The sequence below is a fragment of the Nostoc sp. DedQUE08 genome, from assembly GCF_034530895.1.
Lineage (GTDB): Bacteria > Cyanobacteriota > Cyanobacteriia > Cyanobacteriales > Nostocaceae > Nostoc.
Genome location: NZ_JAVRCD010000007.1, coordinates 205,159 through 229,486 on the forward strand (window position 1 = coordinate 205,159; position 24,328 = coordinate 229,486).

The window sequence follows — 24,328 nt, forward strand, 5'->3', positions numbered from 1 at the left end:
ATTAGATATTTTCCTCAGTTAAGTCGATAATTTCATCGAAGCAAAAGTTGCGGACTAAATTTGCCAATTTTTCTGCCAAAGCAGAATGAGTTTGGGGAATTTGCTCAATGAGTTGCAAAATCCTTTCAGCATCGACTTCAACGGCTGCCTGATTCAGTTCTGTTAGCCATTGGGTAGGCATAATGGTAATTGCAGAGCGAAGATCCAAGATAGTAGATTGAGTATTCTCTAAATTGTTGCCTATTGCATCTTCATTGCTTTCTTCTGCACAGATATAACGCACCTGCAAATATTCAGCGATCTTTTCAAAAATCACTTGCTCTCGGAATGGCTTACGAACCAAATCGTCACAACCTGCGGCTAAGATACTTGCCTGTTGTTCTTCAAAAGCACTGGCAGTTAGGGCAATAATTACAGTGCGGAAATTTCTAGTTGTATTTTTTTCCTTGGCTCTAATCTCTTTAGTGGCATCGTAGCCGTTGATTACAGGCATCCGCATATCCATCCAAATTAGGTGAGGTTGCCAGGTTTGCCAAATAGCGATCGCTTCTTGTCCATTAGTTGCAGCCTGAATTTCAAAACCAATGCTACCAAGAAGTTGCACAATTAAATCGCGGTTTTCTTTGCGGTCATCTACTATCAGAATACGGTAAGCAGCTTGGTCTTCTGCCAGCTTGAGTACGCGTCCCTTATTTAATTTTGGTGCAGCTTTTAAAGCTGCGGCTAAATTCACTTGAATGTCAAAGCTAAAAGTAGACCCTTGTCCAACGCTACTCGTCAAGTGAATATCGCCTCCCAGCAACCGCACAAATTGACGGCTGATAGTCAGTCCGAGTCCAGTTCCCTCCTTAGTTTGAATACCGCTTGTTGTCTGGACAAAAGGCTGAAACAGGTTATTCATTTCTGCTGCCGCTATTCCCCGTCCAGTGTCTTGGATTTCAAAAAATAAGGATTGGGCATTGGGCATTGGGCATTGGGCATGGTTATTCTCCTTGTCTCCTTGTCCCCTTGTCTCCTTGTCTCCTTGTCCCCTTGTCCCCTTGTCCCCTTGTCCCCACTCCCCACTCCCCATCCTCACCCGCAACGTTACTCCCCCAGTCTGAGTAAATTTGACGGCGTTACCCAAAAGATTAATTAGCACTTGGCGGAGTTTACCTTCATCTGTTTGGATGTAGCGGGGGAGATTGGGAGCCATTTCAAATTTGAGAAACAATTGCTTTGCCTGTGTCCGCACTTGGAACATCTCTTGTAATGTTTGCAACAGCAGATATAGATCGAAGTCTTCGGGGTTGAAAATGATTTGTCCTGCTTCAATTTTGGACATTTCCAAGACATCGTTAATCAGGTTAAGCAAGTGTTCTCCACTGCGGTTAATGGTAGCTAATGATTCACGCTGGTTTGAGTTGAGGCTAATGTCTCGCTCCATTAATTGGGAAAAACCTAAAATTGCATTTAGAGGAGTGCGGAGTTCGTGACTCATATTAGCGAGGAAAGCACTCTTGGCTCGGTTGGCAGTTTCGGCGGCTTCTTTGGCAATTCTCAGCGCTTCTTCTGCCTGGTGTCTAGCTCGACCGATCGCAATTATTTCACCTACCAGTTTCAATAGATTAATATCTTCTTGGTTCCAGGTTTTTGAGTAGTGAATCATCGCTGCACCAACAAACCCAACCACTTTGCCAGCATGAACCATTGGCACAGCTAATATAGATTGAAACGACATACTTTCAAAAAGTTGTCGCTCAGGTAGATGCAGGGGTAAATCTTCCACGCAAGAGATTTGTCGATGCCTACCACAAAGAATCGGCTCGTAGAAATAGGGGAAAACTTCTACAGGCGAACCTTTGGCAATATCAATCAATGGTGCAACATCTTCACCACACCATTCATGGATCAGGTTGAATTCACGTTTATCTTGGGAGCATTCAAAGATGCAACTGTGTTCAGCATCAATAAATTCAGCGATCGCTCGCAGTGTAAAATTAATTGCTGTTGCTAAATCTTGGTCAATAAATTGCCGAGAAACGCTGCTGATTAAACTTTCGGCTTGAGTTCGACGTTGCAAAGCGGCTTCTGCTTGTTTGCGATCGCTAATATCACGAGCTACGCCGACAATCTGAAAATTACCTTGGGCATCTTGTGTGCGGACTGCATTACTAGTTAGCCAAACCCAGCCCCCATTCCGATGTTTAGCGCGGTACTCAGTCCCCGAAATTCCCTCACCTGTTGCCAGAATACTTTGGGCAACTTCTTGACATTTGGGCACATCGTCGGGATGAGTAAAGGATGCCAAAGAATTACCCTCCATTTCGCTGGGGGCAAATCCGGTAGTCTTCAAGATATTTGGAGAAATATAGTTGAAAACTCCATCAGGACTGATGACAAATAGCACATCGTTGGCTTTTTCAACGATAGTGCGAAACTTTAACTCGCTTTCCTGTAGGGCTGCTTCTGCTTGTTTGCGTTCCAATTCGGCACCGGCACGGGCAGCAAATATTTTCACAATCAGTTCCCGTCCCGGATCGGGCTTCATGGGTTTGACATCGATTACTGCTAGATGTCCGATGATTTCGCCGGATGAACTGGTGAGAGGAACGCCAAAAAAACTCTCGGCATTCATCTTCACTAAATCGGCATCTTCTGGAAAAGTAGTTTGTACTGCTTGCGGGTAATGACACATATTGCCTCGCAAGGTGTGTTCGCAAGGAGTACCCTGTAAATCGTATTCCAAGTTATCGTTAATAGCCCCATTACACCAAAATGCCAAAGTGCGGACTCTCGTTTTTGGCTCGTCATCAAACTCAGTCACTAAGGCATATTGAACCTGCAAGACTTCGGCAAGGTAACGAACGCAAGAATTGAAAAATTCATTGCCTGTTTTCGCGGCTGTACCCTCAACAATTAAGCGTAAAGCTTGTTCTTGCTGTTTGCGTTGGCTAATATCTGTAAAAACAGAATCCAAACAGGATTCTTCGGCGTTGAGACGAAGTGATAACAGTACCCAAACAACAAATCCATCCAAGCGTCGCAGTGCTACTTCATAATTGCGAACTTCGCCGGACTCTTCTAACTCTGCTAACATTTGCACCCGATCTTCTGGATTGACATATAAATCAGTTGTGAAATACTTGCCAATTAAGCCAGCAGCAGAGGTAAAACCTAATATCTCAGCACCACGTTGATTAGCATCGATAATCAATCCATCTTTTTGGCAGGTGCGAAAAATCCCCACTTGGGAATTTTCAAAGATGTTGCGGTATTTCATTTCACTACGACGCAAGGCTTCTTCTGCTTGCTTGCGTTCTGTGATGTCGCGTCCCACGCCGGCGATCGCAATTTCACCGCTAGGAGTGTTAATTGTGGAAGTGTTAAAGTTGAACCATCGCCAGCTACCATCTTGGTGTCGCAATCGCACTTCAATATCAGTCAGCTTTTCACCAGTTATCGCTTTTTGTAAAGCACTGGCACTAGTTGCTAAGTCTTCCGGTTTGGTAAACTCCACCACAGAATGACCTTCGATTTCCTCTAAGCTGTAGCCCATGATTGCAGTCACATTCGGCGAGTGATAAGTAAAAATTCCCTCTGGCGAAAGCACAAATATCAGATCGTTGGCATTTTCCACAATGCTACGGAATTTTAACTCGCTTTCCTGGAGAGCGGCTTCGGCGCGTTTGCGTTCTGTAGCATCAGTGCCGACTGAAAGAATTTCGATTAAGTTTCCTTGGGCATCTAAAATGGGTTTATTCGCCCAGACAATCCAGACGCGATCGCCATTTTTGCATAAGTTCTCGTTTTCGTTAAATAGATAATTTTCTGGCTGCTGACAAATATCAACCATTAATGTCTGCAAATCGCGCCCAGAAGTTTCCGTTTCTGGAACGATTGTACCAATAACATTGCTTCCTGTAATTTCATCTGAATCGAAACCAAAAAGCCTTTGACCGTAGTCATTTAAAAATATAATGTCACCATTGCCATCCCAACGCAGAATGATACAGTTTGCTGTTTGCACCAAATCGCGGTACTGAGCTTCGCTTTGACGTAACGCTTCTTCGGTGCGTTTGCGAGCCGTAATATCCCGGACTATTGCTAAAATATGTCGCTTGCCATTATAAATGCAAGTCGTTCCTTTGACTTCCACATCTATTAAACTGCCATCTTTGCAGATATCAACTGCTTGTCCATAAAATTGCTCGCCACATCGGGTTTTCTCGACAAACTCTAGAAAAACAGAATGGGAGTCTGGGTGAATATAACTAGATGGATGTAAAGTGAGAAATTCCTCATAAGAGTAACCGTGCATCTGACAAGCCGCCGGATTAACTTCGGCGACTTTTTCAGTCTCTATTTCAGTAATAAATAGTCCATCATTAATTGCTTCAAAAATACTGCGGTATTGTAATTCACTTTGTCGCAGTGCTGCTTCAGCCCTTTGGCGCTGGGTGATGTCGCGGAAACTCCACACTCTACCAATAATTTGTTCGCCGATGCGCTGAGGACAAGAGTAGCGCTCAAATACTCTGCCATCTTCTAGTTCTAACCAGTCGTAACTAACTAATTCCGGCTGTGAATATAATTCTCGGACTCGTTGCAAAAATTCATCAGGGTCTTTTAATTGGTTTGCCAGATACGCTAGTCGCTGAGGATGATCTGGTTCCGTCAAAAGTTCTGGTGGAATTGACCACATTTCTAAGAACTTTTGATTATAACTAGCGATTTTACTTGAGCTATCGACTACTAATATACCATCTTGAATCGATTCAAAAATAGCGCTTAATAAAGATAGAGAATTTTCTAAAGCTACTTGGGTTTGTTTGCGTTCGCTCAGATCCCGCCCTAAAACCACCAAGGCTTTGCGTCTACCATCCTGGTGAAATAGGGGAGCTTTAATCATATCTAAACTGCTCACTGTGCCATCAGGGCGAGGAACAGCTTCTTCTACCCGATGCACATATCCCAATTGCCAAGCTCGTTCATCTGTTTTATTGCAGTTGAGCAAAGCATCATGATAAAAATTGCTAAATTCTGCCAGTTCTGAGTCTGTTTTGCCTTGATAATCAACGCCTTGTAGGTCTAAAAATTCCAGGTTAGCCTGGTTTGACAGCAACCATTTGCCCTCACCGTCTTTTAAACAGATAATATCGGGTGTAGCGTTAATTAATGTCTGCAATCGCTCCTCAATCTCTTGCAAGGATTCTTGAGTTCGTTGCGTCAATGTGATATCCCTGATCGCCAGTATTGCACAGCGATCGCCAGTCATTCCGATAGAGCTACCAGAAATTTGTAATGTTATTTGCTCATCTTGCTGCAACTGATAATTTGCTGTTTCATACTCCCCATTGAGTATTTGCACATCAGGATAGCAGGATAAAGCAACTGGTTGTCCTAATTGGGTCAAGGGTAGCAAGTCAGTTAACTTCGCACCGCACACAGTACCGTGAGGTTGGTTTACTAAAGACTCAAAGCGAGAATTGCACCATTGAATCAGTCGGTCTTCTCCTACCCAAACTACAGCATCAGCGATCGCACCCAGCGTTACTTCCATCTTGTTCGCAGTGGCTTGCAATTGCTCTACCTGCTCTAGCTGTAGTGTATTCATCAAAACTCCTGTTAAATAATTCGTAATTCGTAATTCGTAATTCGTAATTTTTATTAATTAAGTACTGTACAAATTAACAATCATGTGCTAAAGATGATACTAGTAAATCTGTATAGTGATTGTATCGTTAGTCTCTGACTGAAATATTCGACTACAGCAAAACTACATATTTTCTTCATTTTACAAAAATGCGATCGCCAAAATAACAAATGCGATCGCCAAAATAACAAATGCGTACGCCAAATCAACAATTGCGTACGCCAAATCAACAATTGCGTTCGCCAAATTAACAATTGCGTTCGCCAAATCAGCAAATGCGAACACCAAATCAACAATTGCGTTCGCAAAATCAGCAATTGCGAACACCAAATCAACAATTGCGAACGCCAAATCAACAATTGCGTTCGCAAAATCAGCAATTGCGAACACCAAATTAACAAATGCGTAGGCGTAGTCAGTACTTCTCTACGAGACGCTTCCCTACTAGCGTTGGGGAGTAAAATTCTAAAGTTCAAAGCCTCTCTCCTCTTAGGAGAGAGGTTTGGAGAGAGGTCAGACTGTATTGCTTTCATTCGAGAACCGCGATAAATAAAACCCTTGCAGTATGGTAATTACGAATTACGCCCAGCAGCAGCTTGGTATAAAGATTGTATCGTTAGCCCATCATTGGGGTATTCGACTACAGTGAAATTACATATTACCTGAAAGCGATCGCCTTTGAAGGCTGTGAATATTTGCTGGCGGAGGGTAGTTAAAATCTCACTGAGGCGATGGTTTATTTCTGTTTTTGTTAACCCAGAAACTCCCACAACAAATTCACCATTACCCCAATAACCTAGTACTTCACCACTGCAAAATGCCGATTGAAATAAACGACTCCATCTTTGCAATACCTGATTTCCAGCCTGATGACCATACTTAATATTAATTTGACGCAGATCAGTCACGCTTAAGATCGCCAAACAAACAGATTGCTGATTTTTCTCAGCTTGAGCAATTAAGTGCTGCAAGTCACGGTTAGACTGAAACTGATTTGCTAACCCAGTTAAGGAATCTTTAGTAGAAAGCGATTGTAGTAAACGACTGCGTTCTAAGCGATGGGTAATGCGTGCCAACAATTCTGCACCGACAACAGGTTTAATCACATAATCATCTCCCCCAACAGCAAACACTTGCTGCACAGTTTCCATTTCTCGGTGAGCAGTCAGAAACACAATTGGTAATTCCTGCCATTGGGGATCGGTACGAACTGCTCGGCAAAGTTCTATACCATTTATATGAGGCATTTCCACATCTAAAATCAACAAATCCGGTTTAGTAGATTGCAATACTTCCCAGAAACGTAACGGATTTTCTAATCCTGTCATCCGCATACCCCACGGCTCTAACATTGGGCGCAGTGCTGCTAAAATCAACGGGTCGTCATCTACTGCCAGTATATTTACCCGTAAAGAACGAGTACGTTGTAATATTTGGGACGAAACATCCCAAACTTGAGCAGCTGTTACAGGCTTGACCAAAAACCCCCGCGCCCCATATTGAGCAAAAGTTACGCGTTCTACTAACTCATCAGTCGCAGCCAGCACCAGAACGGGTACGGGCGGGGTACGCGTTGCTAAGTCCCTTAGTAGTGCTAAACTTTCTTTACGCCAGCCGATATCATCTATATTTAGGACTACTAAATCTGGTGATGTGGTTTGGAGAAAGTTTTTTGCATCCTCTAAGTTGCTAATTTGCTGCCAGCATATTCCCATGCACTCAACCAGTTGTTGCAACTGAGAACCTAGTTGCAGATTCGGGTCAATTAAGATCAATCGGGTACTAATTTCTGGTGCGATCGCAGCAAAAGTTTGATAATCTACATTTTGCCCCATCAGGTTGATGATGTTACCCAAACCTTCAATCAGCCCCAGCAATTGCCGGTTTTCACTTACTGACAAATCACCATCTTTCCCTAAAATCTGTTCAATTTGCCGCGCTAGCAAAGTACCATTGTCTTGCTCAAACATTCCCAAGACACCAGCTAGTTTGTGCGCCTCTCGTTCTCCCGATTTACGTAACTCCCCAGTCAGAGTTTCCTTAGAAAGCGCAGCTGCTAACTCTTCCAGCACCGCCAATCGCTGCACCATCAACCCTTCGTATTGTTTCCACAAGCCACCCATCGCTTGCTGAAACTGCTCCTCAACTTGAGGACTTGCAACTTGGGATTTTTCTTTCCCCCCCTGCTTCCCCTGCTCCCCTTGCCTCCCCTGCCCCTCTGCCCCTCTGCCCCCCTGCCTCCCCTGCTCTCTTCCAGGATTCAGCCGATATCCCAAACCATAAACATTTTCAATCCAATCTACTGCTCCGCCTGCTTTCAACTTTTGTCGTAAGTATTTGATGTGAGATTTTACAGTTTCCTCTTGGGGTGGGTCGTCAAAAGTCCACAAATGCTCAATAATATCCCCCCGACTAAAAACACGCGATGGATTCCGTAAAAATAGCTCTAGCAAACTATATTCTTTGGCTGTTAATTCCAGCAGTTTGTTGTTATATGTGACTTCGCAACTACTGGGATCAAGTCGCAGCGCGCCTACTTCCAGTATAGGAGTACAGGGGCGATCGCCTCGACGGATCAACGCTCGTATCCGTGCTTGCAGTTCTTCCAAATCTAAAGGTTTGATCAGATAATCGTCTGCACCTGCATCAAGTCCCTGAATCCGCTCTTTACTACCATCTCTCGCCGTCATCAAGAGAATCGGAGTGAAGCAACCACCAGAACGCAATCGCTGACACAATGAAATCCCGTCTAGTTTTGGTAATCCTACATCTATTAATAACAGGTCATAGTTCGTACTTTGCGTGTATTCCCAACCCATTTGTCCATCTTGTACGACATCAACAACATAGTGTTGCTTAGTCAGAGACTTCAACAAGACACTTGCTAAAATTTCTTCATCTTCGATTAGCAAGATTCTCATACACCCGTCCAAAATATAATTTGCTACTTTACCCCAAAAAAATAGTACATTAGGTAGTTATTTTTCTACAAGGAAAAAATAAAATAATTTAGCAAGTCTTCTTATTTCGGTTACATTGAATTCACCTTATACCTAGCTATTAACTTCTCACTCTAAAAAATGGTTCCTTCCAAACGAGTTTATTTATTATTAGTTTTGGGTATAGCGATCGCCCCGATCCTATCCTTATTTACCAGCATTAGAGCAACCATCGCCATAACTGTGCTATTTGATGCCATCATTCTCGGACTGATGGTTGCAGATGGTTGGCGAGTGCGGCGTTCTCGCGTGCAAATTACCCGCGAATTACCGTCACGATTATCTATTGGGCGAGATAATCCTGTAGTGCTAAAGGTGACATCACAAAATACCGACGCTCAAATTGAAATCCGCGACTATTACCCAACAGGATTTGGCGTGTCTGCACCTGCACTGGGCGCCATTGTTCCCAGTAACAGCACTGAAGAATTAACGTATACCGTCCACCCAACACAGCGAGGAGAGTTTCCTTGGGGAAATATTCAAGTCCGACAGTTGGGGCTTTGGGGACTAGCTTGGGATGATTGGCAAATTCCCCAAAGTCTGCCTGTGAAAGTTTATCCTGATTTAGTAGGATTGCGATCGCTGACAATTCGTCTGACACTGCAATCATCAGGATCGATGCGCCAATCTCGCAAAACTGGTATTGGTACAGAGTTTGCCGAACTGCGAAACTATCGCACAGGTGACGATTTGCGGTTTATTGATTGGAAAGCTACTGCCCGTCGGGTTGGCGCTTATGGTAATGCTATGCCACTGGTCAGGGTTCTAGAACCAGAACAGGAACAAACATTACTGATATTACTCGATCGCGGTCGGCTGATGACGGCAAAGGTGCAGAATTTGCAACGATTTGACTGGGGATTGAATGCAACTTTATCCTTAGCTTTGGCAGGTTTGCATCGAGGCGATCGCGTGGGTGTTGGTGTATTTGACCGCCAAATGCATACGTGGATTCCCCCAGAACGCGGTCAACATCATTTGAATCAGTTAATTGATCGTTTAACTCCACTTCAACCAGTGTTATTTGAATCTGATTATTTGGGGGCGGTAACAAATGTTGTGCAGCGACAAACTCGGAGGGCGCTGGTAGTAGTGATTACCGATTTAGTTGATATCACTGCCTCTACAGAACTCCTAGCTGCACTCTCCAAACTAGCACCCCGCTACCTTCCATTTTGCGTGACTTTGCGAGATCCACAAGTCGATCGTCTAGCACACACCTTCACAGATGAGGTTGCAGGTGCTTATACCCGTGCAGTAGCACTAGATTTATTAATGCAACGACAAGTAGCTTATGCCCAACTGAAACAAAAAGGTGTATTAGTTCTAGATGCACCAGCAAATCAAATTGCCGATCGGTTAGTTGAGCGATATCTGCAACTAAAAGCGCGAAATCAACTTTAGTAATTGTCACTCTAACTTGTGCATTTTTATGCAATTATTTAGCGGAGGTATAAACTTTGCTTAAAATTATCCAGATAGAGACTAGACCTCTTGCAAAAGTTACTTTTGCAAGAGGGGGGAAAGGGACTCATGTTAAAGGGACTCATGGTTTTTATGAGCCGCTTTACCCCTTACCCTTTTCCCCACTTCTGCAAGATGACTCTTGTGAGACGCGATTAATCGCGTCTTTGTGTAATAAATTAGATTTTTCAAACAGCCTCTGAGTTAAGAGCGTTTAAAATTACTGGTGCTGAAACTACACCCTTTGCCTCTAACGCAGCCGCAACCCGTAAAATTAACGCTTCATTATATGGTGCTGCAATCAATTGCACACCTAAAGGTAATGTATTTTGGCACTGAATTGGTACTGATAAAACGGGTAAACCAATAAAAGATAATGGTTGAGTAAATAGCCCTAAATGAGGACGGACAAGAATTTCTTCGCCATCCAAAATTATGGTTTGTTGACCAATTAATGGTGCAGAAATTGGTGTAGTTGGGGCAAGAATTACATCGACATTTTGAAAAACTTCTCGAACGCGATCGCGATACCATCTTCTAAACCGTTGTGCTTGAAGATACCAGATACTAGGAATTAACGCCCCAGCCAAAAAGCGATCGCGTGTAGCGAAATCAAAATCTTCAGGATGCAATCGCAATTTTTCCAAACGCAGATTTGCACCCTCGCTAGCTGTGATTACAAAAGCTGCTGCACGGGCGCGGTGTGCTTCTGGTATGATTACGTATTTAGTAACTTCTATTGCATCAGCTACTTTTTGCACTGCTGCTAAAGCTGCCGGTTCTGCACCTTTGGTAAAATAATCAGCTGCGATCGCAATTCTGATATCAGAAATATCTTGTTTGAGTTGCGGTAAACATAATTCAGGTAGACGCTTTGTACAAATGGGATCGCGATCGTCTTTTCCCTGAAGCACATCAAACACCGTAGCGATATCCTGCACCGAACGCGCAAAAGGGCCAATGTGGTCAAAACTGCTAGAAAATAAAGCTACCCCAGCACGAGATAATCTTCCATAAGTTGGCTTGAAACCAAAAACACCACACAACGCCGCCGGAACGCGAATTGAACCATTAGTATCAGAACCCAATGTCAGCGGTACTAACCCCGCCGCAACCGCCGCCGCCGAACCACCCGATGAACCACCAGCAACTCGCTGTAAATCATGGGGGTTGTGAGTAGCACCGTAATGGGAGTTTTCTGTTACAAACCCATAAGCATACTCATCCATATTCAAAGCACCAAGCAAAACAGCACCCGCTTGCTTCAACTTTGCTACTGCGGTTGCATCTTGAGTAGCTTCTGGGTTTACTGCATTGATTTTCGATCCTGCTAGAGTCGTAAAACCAGCGATATCGAAGAGATTTTTCACCGCAAAAGGCACACCAGCAAGCACTCCAGGATGATTACCTTGGGCAATTTCCCTGTCAATCAGTGCTGCATCTGTTAAAGCTGTCTCAGCAGTTATAGTGGTAAAACAGTTGAATAGATGATTGTGCGTTGCTATTCGTGCTAACGCAGCTTTCGTAACCTCCACAGCGCTAGTTTTACCTTCGCGTACAGCAGTTGATATTGTTATGGCATCGGCTGAATCAAAATTCATGCTGAAATATTAAGAGATAGCGCCTTTAGCTTTTTGAGTAATAGCACTCAGCAATAGTTTTTGCTTCATTAAAACATCAACATAGCTATTCTTGAAGCAATTATGGTTCAAAAACTGGTGCAACTTCAATTTCCTCTGGTAAAGGGAAAGAATTTACCAGATTAGCGATCGCCCTAATTCTCTCAAAATTTGCCACCACACCATCTCGATACTCATCTTTTAACTGCAAATCCAACAAAAACCCCATTTGATCTACATATTCACTCACATCAAACTCTTCTCTTCTCATCTTTTTTCCTTTGCGGTAGCCTGCGGCAAGCCAAAGCGTTTACGTTATCTTAAACTTATAATTTCTTGCGACAACAGCGATACCCAGGTAGTGACATACAATTTTGTCGGGAATGCAACGTCATTAATTTGGATTAATTTGGTTTTCCATAGTAGATTCCTTTACCGTCGGTGCCAATGAAGACTAGCCCAAATTGCTGTCTGCTAGCTTCCATCACGTTCGGGACATTGCCGATGGGATATAGAGGATTAGAGATGTTTGTCCATGTTTGCCCTCTATCCAAAGAACGGAAAATTCCTTTTCCCATACCAATGATTTTGCCATATAAATATAGTGCAGGAATTGTACTTCCTGTTTGTGGTTTGCCAAAGGCAAATAAATAAGCTTTCTCCACACCAGCTATTTTGTCAAACTTCGTACCACCGTTTGTTGAACGATAAAGCCCATTTGAATTGAGACTTATCCAAACTTCGTTACTTACCCCCGGAACTGTTTTGAGCATAGACCAATCTTCGCTAGGAAGTGTTGAGTTGACAATACTGAAGTATGCAGCTCCATCCTTACTGCGGTAGACTTTGCCATCGTTGTAGTAGTAAAAAATATTGCCATTTACTTTGTCTGATGCCAATGGTTGACCCCAGTACCACGGCCCCTTGGGCCCGTTGGGTAAACCTGATACTCCACTCCAAGTAGCTCCACCGTTAGTTGTGCGTATAGGTTGTTTCTCGCTGGCGATCGCTACAAACAAACTTGGATTAGTTGCAGACATAGCTACCCGTAGTGGCATAATGTTCTGCGGAAAAGAAGAAAAGTTCTTCCAGGTATGTCCGCCATCTGTGGAAGTTCCTCCTGTAAAAGTATTGAACCCTCGATGTCCGCCAACGCGTACCATACGTAAAGGATCTTTTTCACTGTAGGCAATACTGTATGTTTCTTGATACCAAGGGCCGTTACTACCACCCAATTGAGTAGATGGGTAAGTATCTAATTTCTGACCGTGGTTAAAGCCTTCTACATCAGCCACACCGCTTAACAATAGTGAGCCTTTTGGAGGTGAGATGAGTTCAAAAGCTACTGTTTCCTCATGTCCTTTTTCATAGTTAGACCACATAGGCTTGTTAGCATTGATATTGTCTGCCTGCCAGGTTCCGAACCAGTCTGTTAACCAAACTTTGCCAGCAATATTTGGGTCAAATTCAATCGCTGAGGCCGCAGAAGCAAAATACCAGTTTGGCCACCAAGGTACTTGAGGATTCAATGAATGGCTTTTCTGTTGCCATGTAGTTCCACCATCGGTAGATTGAAAGACTCTAGAGTAATTAGTAGTTTCATGGTATTGGTCATAAGTAACTAAAACGTGATTAGAGTTATTGGGATCTACAGAAAGCCCATTAAATGAAATAGTTTTGATGTTAGTTGGCGTAATATTGCTCCAAGCCCCATTTGCATATTTGCTAACTCCTGAAGTGTGCGTTACATACAGTACTCCATTGCTATTAAGCACCATTCGATTTACTTTTGATGGGCTTCCGGCTATTCTGCTCCAGGTAACACCTGTATCGGTAGACTTATATATTCCGTCTCCATAGGCATTTGCATAAACCAAGCCAGCATTCTTTTTGCTAAACAAAATTCCTGTAATACCAATGGATGCATTAGGTTTTCCTGAGAAAGAACTTACTTTTTTCCATGTTTGACCAGCATTCGCCGACTTCCATAGCCCATCCAAACGCGAACCAAAGAAGATGATATTAGGATTAAATGGATTAACTCCCAGCCTTTCCCCCGTCCATCGCTTAGTTTCGTTGCCACCCATTGGCAAATCTATGTTCAGTTTGTTCCAGGTTTGACCTTTATTGGTCGATTTGAAGATTGTTCCTAAGCCAGCCTTAGTATATTTGCCTGCTGCAATATAGACAACATTTGGATTGTTAGGGTCAAGCGCTAATCCTTCTCCGCCATAGTAGTTACTTTTATCAGACCCAAAGTGATCTATTAATGGAATCCATCTTTTCTCTAACGAATTCCAACGATAGAAGCCACCTATATCGGTTCTAATGTAGGCTAAATTCTTCTCTAAAGGATGCAGATAAATATTGGTAACATAACCTCCTCCTCCTATAGAGACTTGATTCCATTGATACTCAGATGTAGTACTACTGCGACTAGGTTCAACAGTTGTAAGTGCTACAGTCGTAGCTAGAGCGAGCATAGAAAAGCGGATTATTTTCCTTAAAGGAATATGGAAAAAGCGAATGCTCATATAGTCTCATTGGTAAAGGAATCAATTTAGAGATAATACTTAGTAAATTAAACTAAGCAGTATAAAATTAAGTGAAAATGCGGTATGCATTCTCCCTTTAGTTAGAAAATGACGTAATGATTGCTAATAGATGATTGTTGATATAAATGTTTTGGCAAAATAAAAATACTTTGTCAATATTTTTATGAGATTTATGTATGATTTGTTATAACTACTTAAAAAAGTATCTAATTGAATACGAAGGTTTTTACTGTCACTTATTAGTATAAAAAAATACTAAAAATTATTTTATATTTACACCATAAGAATAAGTTTCCTTGGTTATTACAGCACCGACATTGATTTGGGATGAAAATGAAATCAGACGACTTGCATCAAAATATTTAGAAGTTCGCGTAAAGGCACAAAAAAGACCCTAAAAGATGGCTCTTGCCAGTTATAGAAAATCTTACATTCTTCCAGCAATTTAATTAAGTATTTTTTGAAAGATGAAAAATCCCTCTAAAGTCAGAGATATATTCTGTGCTGTGGTAGAGGATTTTTTGATTCTACTTCAGTATCTTAGTATATGAACAAATTTTCCTGTTATTTACTCAAATGAGTCTCTTTAGCTAGAGAGATAAACAGTTTTAAAAATGATATCTACAGCAGATAAATAATCTAGAATAACAATAAAAAACATGAATGACAAAAAGAAAACTGAGACTAATAATAATTTAAGTCGGGATAGAAAAGTGGATGAAACTAATATAAATTCATTATCTAATGAACCTCAAAAGTCAACGAAAACAATTAATGTAGATGGTCATCGTCCAGTCGATCCAAGTAACATTCAGATTAAGGAAACAATTGATATAGATGGTCAACGCCCAATTGCAAAAGATAAAAATCATAGCGATCAAACAATTGACATAGACGGTCAACGCCCGATCGCTAAGAGTAATTTTGAAGGACATGAGATACTACCTGTAGACGGTAAGCGTCCAATTGACCCTAGTAATTTTGAAGTTGAGGAAATTCTTGACATAGATGGTCAACGTCCGATCGCTAAGAGTAAATTTAAAGCTAAAGATACTATAGAGATAGATGGTAGCCGCCCGATAGCTTCAAATAACCAATAGCTTTAAATAACACTGTTGATTCGTAAATACCAACAGAATATCTAGGCTAAAATCACAACCTTTCTTGACCAAAAGGATGGGATAATTAGACCTAACTTAAAAATAGGGACTGGGGACTGGGAACTGGGGAAGAGATATTTTTATTGTTCCTTGTAAGTTCCACTCATGGAGTCTCTTACAAAAGTGACTTTTGCTTTCCGGTTGGGGAAAGGGACTCATGTTAAAGGGTAAGAGGAAATTCCATCCCTTTCCCCTTTACCCCTTACCGAATGGCACTAAGATATCAGCAAATCCAGTATTCATAAGACTTTTGGGTGTCGGGTGTCGGGTGTCGGGTGTAGTGACGAAAAAGTTTATTAATGTTCGCACTTGTTGTTCATTTTCTTGATTTGTTCCCTACACCCGACACCCTACCCCCTACACCCTGCCCTGACTAGGTTTCACGTTTTCTTAGTGCCATTCACCCCTTACCCTTTGCCCTACAAATGCCAAAAAGTCTATTTTTTATTTATGCTTGCTGTAGTGATTTTCGGTCTGACTATAACAATAAATCCAAGCAAAGTAAAAACTAACATCTGCCAAGTCACCAAATTCCAGCCCCCAAAATCCCAGCATAATAGACCAATACTAGTACCGACAGCACCACCGATAAAATAGGTAGTCATGTACACTGTATTGATGCGACTGTTCGATTGAGCATCAAGAGTGTATATTCTTGCCACATTGGTGACTTGAATTGCTTGTACGCCTACATCTAGTAACAATACAGCAACAGCGATCGCCAGCGCTGAACTAGAAGCAATTTTAGCAATTACTAAACTTGCAATCACCAGAGATACGGAAATAGTTAAGGAACGTTGGGAATTACCTTTATCGGCTAATTTACCAAAAATTGGTGCCATTAATGCACCTGCGATCGCCACAAAGCCATACATCCCAATTGTGTCAGATTGAAAATTAAAAGGTGCTCCGCTTAAATGGAAAGTCAACGTTGTCCAAAATGAGCAAAAGACACCAAACATTAATCCTCCAATTAAAGATGCTTCTCTCAATAAAGAAAAACGTTTTAATTGTTGAAGCGTTGATTTTAATAAATCAAAATAATTACCAGTGTATTCATTATTCACATTAGGTAAATAAATTTTTAGCAAGACAGTAACAATTAAAATCATTACTCCTGAAAATCCATATACATAACGCCAACTCAAGCTTTCAGCAATATATCCACTAAAAACCCTTGCTCCTAAAACTCCAATCAATATACCAGTAAAAATACTGCCGACAGTTTGACCTGTAGTTACTCTATCTATACTTGCTGCTAAGGGCAGAATAACCTGAGCGGAGACTGTTGTAATTCCAATTGCTATGCTCAATATCCAAACCTGGACGATATTTTGTGAAAACGTCATGGCTATCAACAAACAGAATAAACACAGAAGTAAGGAAAGAATTAATGTTTTTTTGTTGATTTTATCGCCCAAGGGGATTAAAAAGAAAAGTCCAAAACCGTAACCAACTTGCGAAAGCACAGATATGCTACCCGCTTCACTTTCGCTAACTTGAAAAGAAGATGCAATATCTTTGAGAATTGGCTGATTATAATAAACGTTAGCAACACACACCCCAGATGCGATCGCCATAATCAGTACTTGAAATTTAGTTAATCCGTTATTTGAGATTTGTTTGTTCATTCAACCTAATTCACTATAATTTAGTTGCTTGAGGACTCTTGCCTTTAACTGCATCTGTGTTTATCAAAACAGAATTCTGACTCCTGATACCATTTTGGATTTTAGATTTTAGATTTTGGATTGTGAAACATCCATTGGATAAATGTTTCAGTTTTCCATCTGTCGCAATCATTTTTCAAATTGGTATGAATTCTGACTCCTGAATTCTGACTCCTGACTTCTTCAATAGTTATGAGTTTTCCTGGTGCTAAACCGCCAAGTTAGGATGATTGCAGCGCTGGCTAAACCAATAGCCAATCCCCACCAAAGACCAATAGCTCCAGACCCCAACGAGATCCCAAAAGTATAACCAGTGAATAAACCAACACACCAATAAGCAAAAAAGCCAATCAACATCGGGATTCGGGTGTCTTTGAGTCCGCGTAATGCTCCAGCAGCAGTAACTTGCACGCCGTCAACTATTTGAAAAATGGCCGCGACTGCTAGCAATTTCACCGCCAGGGCAACCACATCTGCATTGTTCTGATTGTTGATGTCAATATAAAGAGAAATAATCGACTTTGGTACTAGCCAAAATGCAAGGGCTACTACACCCATAGCTAAAGCTGCAATGGCAATGCCTACATATCCAGCTAGACGAGTGCCAACTAAGTCATTCTGTCCGGCTAACTGTCCAACACGAACTGTTGTCGCTAGAGAAATGCCTACTGCCATCTGGAATGACATCGAAATTGTTTGTAAAGCAATTTGATGAGCAGCCAGGGCATTGGTTCCCAATTGTCCAATCAACAAAGTGACAACGGTGAATAGTCCGCCTTCGACCGCAATCAGCCCCCCGATGGGCAATCCAACTTGAAAAATCTCGCCAACGATCCGGCGATGCTCTAGAGGAAAGGCTTCTTGAGACGAAGGTCGAAAAATACCGTAAACTGCAAAGCGAGGCTGATTGTATATATAAACTGCCAAAGTAATAAACATACTCCAAAGTGAAAGCGTGCTTGCCCAACCAATACCAGCTAAACCCAAGGCCGGGAATCCTAGTTTGCCAAACATCAGCACATAGTTAGCTGTAATGTTGAACAGAGTACCCAAGACCACTGTCACTATGATTAATTGCGGTTGCAATAGAGCAGAAAGAAAACTTTTAAGTACTGCAAAGCCCAAACCAGGAATAAAACCCAGTGCGATCGCTCTTAAAAAAATCTCTGTTAGTGCTACTGTGTTAGCATCCTGTCCTAGTAAAAGTAGTAAAGCACCTCCATTGTAAAGCAGCAATGTAATTGGTATTCCTAGCACCAGAGATATCCCTAGTCCAAGCCGGACAATTGTGCCAACTTTTTCTTTATTTCCGGCACCGTATGCTTGGGCAGCTAACGGACTGACAGCAGAAACGATACCACTAAAAATCAACAGAGAAAAAGTAAAGATAATAGTTCCCAAACCTCCAGATGCAATGGTTTGACTTCCCAACCAGCCCATCATGACCGTATCGACAAAACCAGTTGCAGATTGAGCCACTTGTGCCGCTGCCAAAGGTACGGCTAACATGAGACATTTTTTAACTTCAGAAAACATATACAACTGATAACCCGATGTGAAGAACAAAGGGTTTTTTCCAAATTTAAACCCATGTTCAGGAGATATTGCTCCTGGGAACTTGAATCTATCTTAATAGAGTCAGAGGATTACCGTCACAGTGGTTAGCAGAGGGTTCGGCAGGAAAGATTTAACAAAAGATGAATTGCAAGCAGGTAACGACTAAATTTTCCGTATAGACCATCATTAGTCCAGAAGTGTTTCTAAGGACAAAGGACTTTTGACTAAGGACAACCCTCACTAGTTAATATGCAATTTTCTTTGCGTAATACCTTACCAGCTTTGAGTGTCACAAATAATTTCAATGTTTTGGCAATCATCTTGAAGCTACGTTAAAGTAAGCAGTTGGAGTTAAGAATGGATTTATATGCGCTTACCAATTGCAATTAGTGCTGTTTTAGTGGCATCTTTAGGTTTTAGTGCACCTGTAATATCTCAACCTCCTCCTATACAGGTAGCCACAACCCCCGCGCCTAGTAGTTTAAACTTAGAACAATTTAAGATTAATTACCGATTATGGAAACGGCAAAAAATCTCTAACTATCACTATGAATTCACTAGAAGTTGCAATTGTTTACCTAAAGCCACAGAACCAGTGATTATTAAAGTACGTAATCGAGTCACAAGTTCTATTACTTATAAAGCAACTCAAAAGCCGGCTGAGGCAGAGTTGTTTAAACAATATAATACAATTCCTAAACTCTTTGATATCATTAGGGATGCGCTGATTCGTAAAGCAGCAAACTTGACTGTACAATACGATCCAACACTTGGTTATCCAACTCAAATTAACATTGATTATAATAGCCAGATCGCTGATGATGAAATATTTTTGACAATTAGCAATCTGCAAAAAACTAATTAACTATAGCTAAGGAGAGCATTAGACTTCTTGGCATTTGTGGGGGATAAGGGGCGGGGGTCAAGGGGAAAGGAATAGAATTAATTTCCATTTACCCTTTAACCTTTAACCTTTCTCCGACATCTTGCAAAATTTACTTTTGCAAGATGTCTATTGACGATCCGAACAGCGTATTTATGACGTTAGCTCTATAAAGGTTTAGAATAGCGAATGCACTGTTGGGCTGAAGCATTTAAAGTCTTTCAATAACACCATCGCCACTCATCATTCTTGCGACTTCATCCATAATTTCTTTACTCGTATAGTCTGGCTTAGATGGATCTATTGGTTTTAACGGACGAAAAATAGCTAGCTGAGATTTTGGAGTCAGCATTTGTTGTAATTCGCTTTCACGTATACCAATTTTTTCTTCAAACATCAGTTCAGCACCATGTTCTAATTCATCATGAATTACATCAAGATGCCGTAAGCCTCTATAAGTAAAAATTACAGTTTGATTTTTGGGGTTGAGATATGTGTCGTTACTCTGATAACCAAGTTCTTCGGCTTTCTCAAAAGCATCTTCTGGTGAAGAAGCACGGACAAGAACAATATTTACATGAATAACATTATGTGGATTTCCCTCAACGTTACACTCGATTACCAATTCAGCGATATACCACTCTGCATCCTTTGGAATGTATGTCATTGCTTATAAAAATTAAAACTTTTACTAATAATGCTCAAGCAACTATATTAAGCGATACAACATTGTACTTTATCTGAATGGGAACTGCTATATGTACTTGCAATTACATTTGCGTTCCTCAAGTTTGTGAATTTTGAACTATATAATTACTAAACTTAAGTATTAAATAAAATTATTACCAATAGTTTAGGAAAAGCAAAGACGTGAACCGTTTCAAAAAGCTATCCTCAATTGTGTTCCTGTTATTAGCCTTCATTTATCCACCTACTTTGGTTGAAGCCAAAGAGAACACTCTCAACAATATTTTCAATGAACAGAGTATCGATGCACAGACAAAATTAGTTGGAGAGCAAAGTGAAGAGTTTTTGTTAGCTCACCGACGGACTCGACGACGTTATCATAGACGGCAACGGACTGGAAACTATTACTATCAACGCCAATGGAATCGACGACATTATTATAGACGGCACTATCGCTCTATACGTTATCACGGACAACGATATCGTCATGGAGAATGGGAACTTGTGCGCGATCGCCACGGACGATTAATGTATGATTGGCAGCGTTAATAGTAAATTTAAACTCAATTTTTCTAGAGAATCTTTATGCGTAAATCCTAACGCAAAACCCAAAAACTTTACTCAGTTTTGAATCGTTTCACGGGTTGGCGGAATATCTGTGATGTTAATAAACTTATGATCAATGTTGTTCTATCTGATGCGATAAATGATTACAAAGACGCGATAAATCGCCGTCTCTACAAAAGAATTATTATTGTCGAAACGGCGATTCATCATGTCTCTTACTTTAACCGAACAGTATTGAGAGTTGGCTAATAGCCTATATACCTAGAATTTCACCCCTAAATCACAGAGGACAACTTGAACACAATATTTTTGAAGCGAGAATAGTTCTCCAATAATTCTAAGTATAAAACATTATAAATAACTGTACCCCTACTGCACATATCTATCTTTAGGCATATAAAAATTTCATTCTGATTTCATTTTTTTAGTAAAAGCTATGAATAGGGTGAACGGTAAGACATTTTAGACATTTATATACCTTCATTGATGACAAGCGATCGCTAAAAATATGTTAGTCAAGGGTAAAATTCTCTGGTTGAGGCTTTGGCGTCAGTTGCTTCGACCCAAACGGTTGGCTTTTGTGGAAGCTTGCCTGATTGGTCTAGTTTCTGGGTTAGCGGCAGTTCTATTAGGACAGGCAGTGGATTGGGCAGGTGCATTGCGAGTGCATCTTTCTTACCTTTTACCTGCCTACTTGGTGCTACCAGGTGTTGGATTAATAGGGGGATTTTTAGCTGGTTGGCTAGTAGAGCGCTTCGCACCGGAAGCATCAGGTAGTGGGATGTCTGAAGTCAAAGCCGTATTGGCTCGCGTGCCAATGCCATTAAATCTACGGATTGCTTTGGTTAAGTTAATCGGCGCTACATTAGTGTTGGGTTCGGGAATGCCTTTAGGACGGGAAGGGCCGACTGTGCAAATTGGGGCAGCCTTGGCAAATCAACTTAGTAACTGGGCACCGACTTCACCAGAGCATCGTCGCCAACTCATCGCTGCCGGAGCCGGGGCTGGGTTAGCTGCGGCTTTTAATGCACCGATTGCAGGTGTGCTTTTTGTAGTAGAAGAATTACTCCAAGATGTATCAGGTATTACTCTTGGTACTGCAATTTTGGCTTCTTTCATCGCTTCAGTCATTTCTCGGCTCTATGGTAGTCACAGCCTGGATCTGAATCATCTAAATTTAGGTCTTCCCGATACAACTTTCTTCGCTCAAGAAATCCCTTTCTACTTGATTTTAGGAGTACTGGCGGGACTTCTAGGCATTCTATTTAATAAAGGTATTCTTGAGAGTCTAGCAATTAACCGCCGCCTGCTAAGGTTGAGTTTATCCTGGCGAATTGGAATCGCTGGGTTAGTTAGTGGTGCGGCGATCGCTTTTTTACCTGCTGTCTTTCGCGATCATGCTGGGCTGAGAGAAATTTTGCTTGTGGGCAGTGCTAATTGGTCATTTGCCGCGATCGCTTTTTTAGTTCAGTTTACCCTAATTATTTTTACTTACGGCTCTGGAGCGCCAGGAGGTTTACTAGTTCCTACCTTAGCCTTGGGCGCTGCCCTTGGTTACTTAGTGGGTGCTGTGGAACACAGTTTACTGGGAATGAGTGCTGCCACAGTCTATGCTCATGTCGGCATGGCTGCCTTTTTTAGCGCCGTCTCCAAAGTACCAATTACCGCAGTCGTCATTGTATTTGAGATGACAACAGATTTCAATCTGGTGCTACCGCTCATGATTGCGTCTGTGGTTGCCTATTTAGTAGCGGAAAAAATCGATCGGCGATCGCTCTACGACCTTTTACTAGAGTGGAAAGGAATTCACATCACCAAGGAGCCTAGCACAGAGGGGCTTCTGGCACAACTGAGTGCCGTAGATGTGATGCAACGACGCGTGGAAACTCTCTCTAGCCAAATGAGTACTGATGAAGCAGTACAGGCATTTTCCGACTCTCGCCATCGCAACTTCCCAGTTTTAGAGAATGGTAAAGTTGTTGGTATTGTAACTCAGGAAGATTTAGTTAGTATTGCTTCGCAACAGTCAGGCAAAGATACAACTATCGGCGAGATTATGACACCAGAGCCAGTGACAGTAAATCCCACAGCAACACTGGCTCATGTACTGCATATACTCAATCGTTATCACCTCAGCTGCTTACCCGTTACAGAAAATCGCAAGCTCATAGGAATTATTACTCGTAGTGATATTATCCGTGTAGAAGCAGAGCGACTCAGTGGTAACGAACAAATAGAACGTAAATCAGCACCTTCTTATGTGGTTTACCAAACTCACGCTCCGGCTACAGGCAAAGGAAGATTGTTAGTACCACTTTCACATCCCCAGACAGCCGAGACTTTATTAGACATGGCAGTTGCGATCGCCAAAGATCGCAATTACGAAATAGAATGCTTACAAGTGATTATCGTTTCGTCTAGCCGCATCCCATCGGAAACACCAGTGCAAATCAGCAAAAGTCTTCAACTTTTGCAACGGGCAATACTTTTAGGAGAAGAGTGGCGGATTCCCGTTCATACCGAGATCCGAGTTGCCCATAATGTTGCTGGGGCAATTTTGGAGACTGTCAAAGAACGACACATTGACTTGGTGCTGATGGGATGGAAAGGCAATACATCAACTCCTGGTAGAGTTTTTAGCCGAGTGGTGGATACCATAATTCGACAGGCAGGTTGTGATGTTATCTTGGCTAAATTAGATGATAAAAGATCCTTCGACCGTTGGTTGTTGCCAATGGCAGGCGGCCCTAACTCCAGCCAAGCAATTAAGTTATTACCGGCTCTTGCTTCTTTAAGTACATCACCCCAAATCAAGCTATGCCAAGTTTTCCAGCCGACTAACTCGATTCCTGACACAACATTATTAGATAAATCTGCTCGCTTTCTGCAACGCCGAGTTAGTGGTAAAGTGATGGCCACTCCCGTTCGTGCCAATTCTGTTTCTGAAGCTGTTCTTAATTGTGCAAAACTTGACAACAGTGATGTGATTGTCTTGGGAGCTAGCCGTGAAAGTCTACTGCAACAAGCGATTCAAGGAAATATTGCCGAGAATATTTCTCGCAAGAGTAATTGTACAGTGATTATGGTCAAAACTTAATGTCGAATTACCCCCCTTAATCCCCCCGATGCATTGGCTACGGTGTACACACAAGTTGAATTACCCCCCTCAATCCCCCCTTGTAAAGGGGGGAAGCCGGAAATCTAGTTCCCTCCCCTTTACAAGGGGAGGGTTAGGGTGGGGTAAAACCCTGGTCAATCAACTATTCTATTTTAAACTTGTATATAGCGGTTCTCGAATGTATGCAATACACTTTGACCTCTCTCCAAACCTCTCTCCTAAAAGGAGAGAGGCTTTGAATTTTATTCCTTTTCCCTTGTAGGGAAGGGGCTGTTCTTGTTAGGTCTGTATTGCACTCAACCCAGAAGCGCTATATACAGCGTACCCTTGATAAGGGGGGCGTTTGCTTTACTCAAAAATAACAAATGAGTACCCCGAAATAACAAATGAGTACCCCGAAATAACAAATGA

The 24,328-nt window shown here is 41.8% G+C and carries 14 protein-coding genes; 6 read left to right on the forward strand and 8 right to left on the reverse strand.

Features of this window, described 5'->3' with window-relative positions:
• Position 1: 1 nt before the first annotated feature.
• The gene (locus RMY64_RS07220) at positions 2-5,596 is read right to left on the reverse strand and encodes a PAS domain S-box protein (RefSeq protein WP_322699697.1); all 5,595 of its coding nucleotides are present in this window, start codon (positions 5,594-5,596) and stop codon (positions 2-4) included.
• A 314-nt stretch (positions 5,597-5,910) separates the two neighbouring features.
• On the opposite strand from RMY64_RS07220, the gene RMY64_RS07225 reads away from it, so the two are divergent.
• Positions 5,911-6,033 carry a hypothetical protein gene (locus tag RMY64_RS07225; protein WP_322699698.1) on the forward strand — a complete coding sequence of 41 codons (123 nt, stop codon included), beginning with the start codon at positions 5,911-5,913 and terminating at the stop codon, positions 6,031-6,033.
• Between the two features lie 174 nt (positions 6,034-6,207).
• On the opposite strand, the gene RMY64_RS07230 is transcribed toward RMY64_RS07225, so the two are convergent.
• On the reverse strand, positions 6,208-8,556 hold the full coding sequence (locus tag RMY64_RS07230) for a response regulator (protein WP_322699699.1): 2,349 nt from the start codon (positions 8,554-8,556) through the stop codon (positions 6,208-6,210).
• 159 nt (positions 8,557-8,715) lie between these two features.
• Between RMY64_RS07230 and RMY64_RS07235 the strand changes: the two genes are divergently transcribed.
• Positions 8,716-10,041, forward strand: coding sequence for a DUF58 domain-containing protein (locus RMY64_RS07235; RefSeq protein ID WP_322699700.1), 1,326 nt, complete (start codon positions 8,716-8,718; stop codon positions 10,039-10,041).
• A 248-nt stretch (positions 10,042-10,289) separates the two neighbouring features.
• Here the strand turns inward: RMY64_RS07235 and RMY64_RS07240 are convergent, their stop codons facing one another.
• The 3 genes from RMY64_RS07240 to RMY64_RS07250 all read right to left on the reverse strand — a co-directional run bounded on the left by RMY64_RS07240 (position 10,290) and on the right by RMY64_RS07250 (position 14,203).
• Complete coding sequence (locus tag RMY64_RS07240; RefSeq protein ID WP_322699701.1) at positions 10,290-11,702, reverse strand: AtzE family amidohydrolase; 1,413 nt, start codon at positions 11,700-11,702, stop codon at positions 10,290-10,292.
• Positions 11,703-11,802: 100 nt separating this feature from the next.
• Positions 11,803-11,991 (reverse strand): DUF4089 domain-containing protein, encoded by a 189-nt coding sequence (locus tag RMY64_RS07245; protein ID WP_322675452.1) that lies wholly within the window; start codon positions 11,989-11,991, stop codon positions 11,803-11,805.
• 133 nt (positions 11,992-12,124) lie between these two features.
• The gene (locus tag RMY64_RS07250; protein ID WP_322699702.1) at positions 12,125-14,203 is read right to left on the reverse strand and encodes a hypothetical protein; all 2,079 of its coding nucleotides are present in this window, start codon (positions 14,201-14,203) and stop codon (positions 12,125-12,127) included.
• 731 nt (positions 14,204-14,934) lie between these two features.
• Here RMY64_RS07250 and RMY64_RS07255 point away from each other — a divergent pair.
• Entirely contained in the window at positions 14,935-15,375 is a 441-nt protein-coding gene (locus tag RMY64_RS07255; protein ID WP_322699703.1) for a hypothetical protein, read from the forward strand.
• 497 nt (positions 15,376-15,872) lie between these two features.
• Here RMY64_RS07255 and RMY64_RS07260 read toward each other — a convergent pair whose 3' ends face one another.
• On the reverse strand, positions 15,873-17,066 hold the full coding sequence (locus RMY64_RS07260; RefSeq protein ID WP_322699704.1) for an MFS transporter: 1,194 nt from the start codon (positions 17,064-17,066) through the stop codon (positions 15,873-15,875).
• Between the two features lie 222 nt (positions 17,067-17,288).
• Complete coding sequence (locus RMY64_RS07265; protein ID WP_322699705.1) at positions 17,289-18,641, reverse strand: MATE family efflux transporter; 1,353 nt, start codon at positions 18,639-18,641, stop codon at positions 17,289-17,291.
• Positions 18,642-19,029: 388 nt separating this feature from the next.
• Here RMY64_RS07265 and RMY64_RS07270 point away from each other — a divergent pair, with 388 nt between their 5' ends.
• Positions 19,030-19,527 carry a DUF6174 domain-containing protein gene (locus tag RMY64_RS07270; protein WP_322675457.1) on the forward strand — a complete coding sequence of 166 codons (498 nt, stop codon included), beginning with the start codon at positions 19,030-19,032 and terminating at the stop codon, positions 19,525-19,527.
• A 229-nt stretch (positions 19,528-19,756) separates the two neighbouring features.
• Here the strand turns inward: RMY64_RS07270 and RMY64_RS07275 are convergent, their stop codons facing one another.
• Positions 19,757-20,212, reverse strand: a complete 456-nt coding sequence (locus tag RMY64_RS07275; protein WP_322675458.1) for a DUF4288 domain-containing protein — start codon at positions 20,210-20,212, stop codon at positions 19,757-19,759.
• A 203-nt stretch (positions 20,213-20,415) separates the two neighbouring features.
• Between RMY64_RS07275 and RMY64_RS07280 the strand changes: the two genes are divergently transcribed.
• Positions 20,416-20,781 carry a hypothetical protein gene (locus tag RMY64_RS07280; protein WP_322675459.1) on the forward strand — a complete coding sequence of 122 codons (366 nt, stop codon included), beginning with the start codon at positions 20,416-20,418 and terminating at the stop codon, positions 20,779-20,781.
• Positions 20,782-21,307: 526 nt separating this feature from the next.
• Positions 21,308-23,896, forward strand: coding sequence for a chloride channel protein (locus RMY64_RS07285; RefSeq protein WP_322691858.1), 2,589 nt, complete (start codon positions 21,308-21,310; stop codon positions 23,894-23,896).
• Positions 23,897-24,328 lie beyond the last annotated feature (432 nt).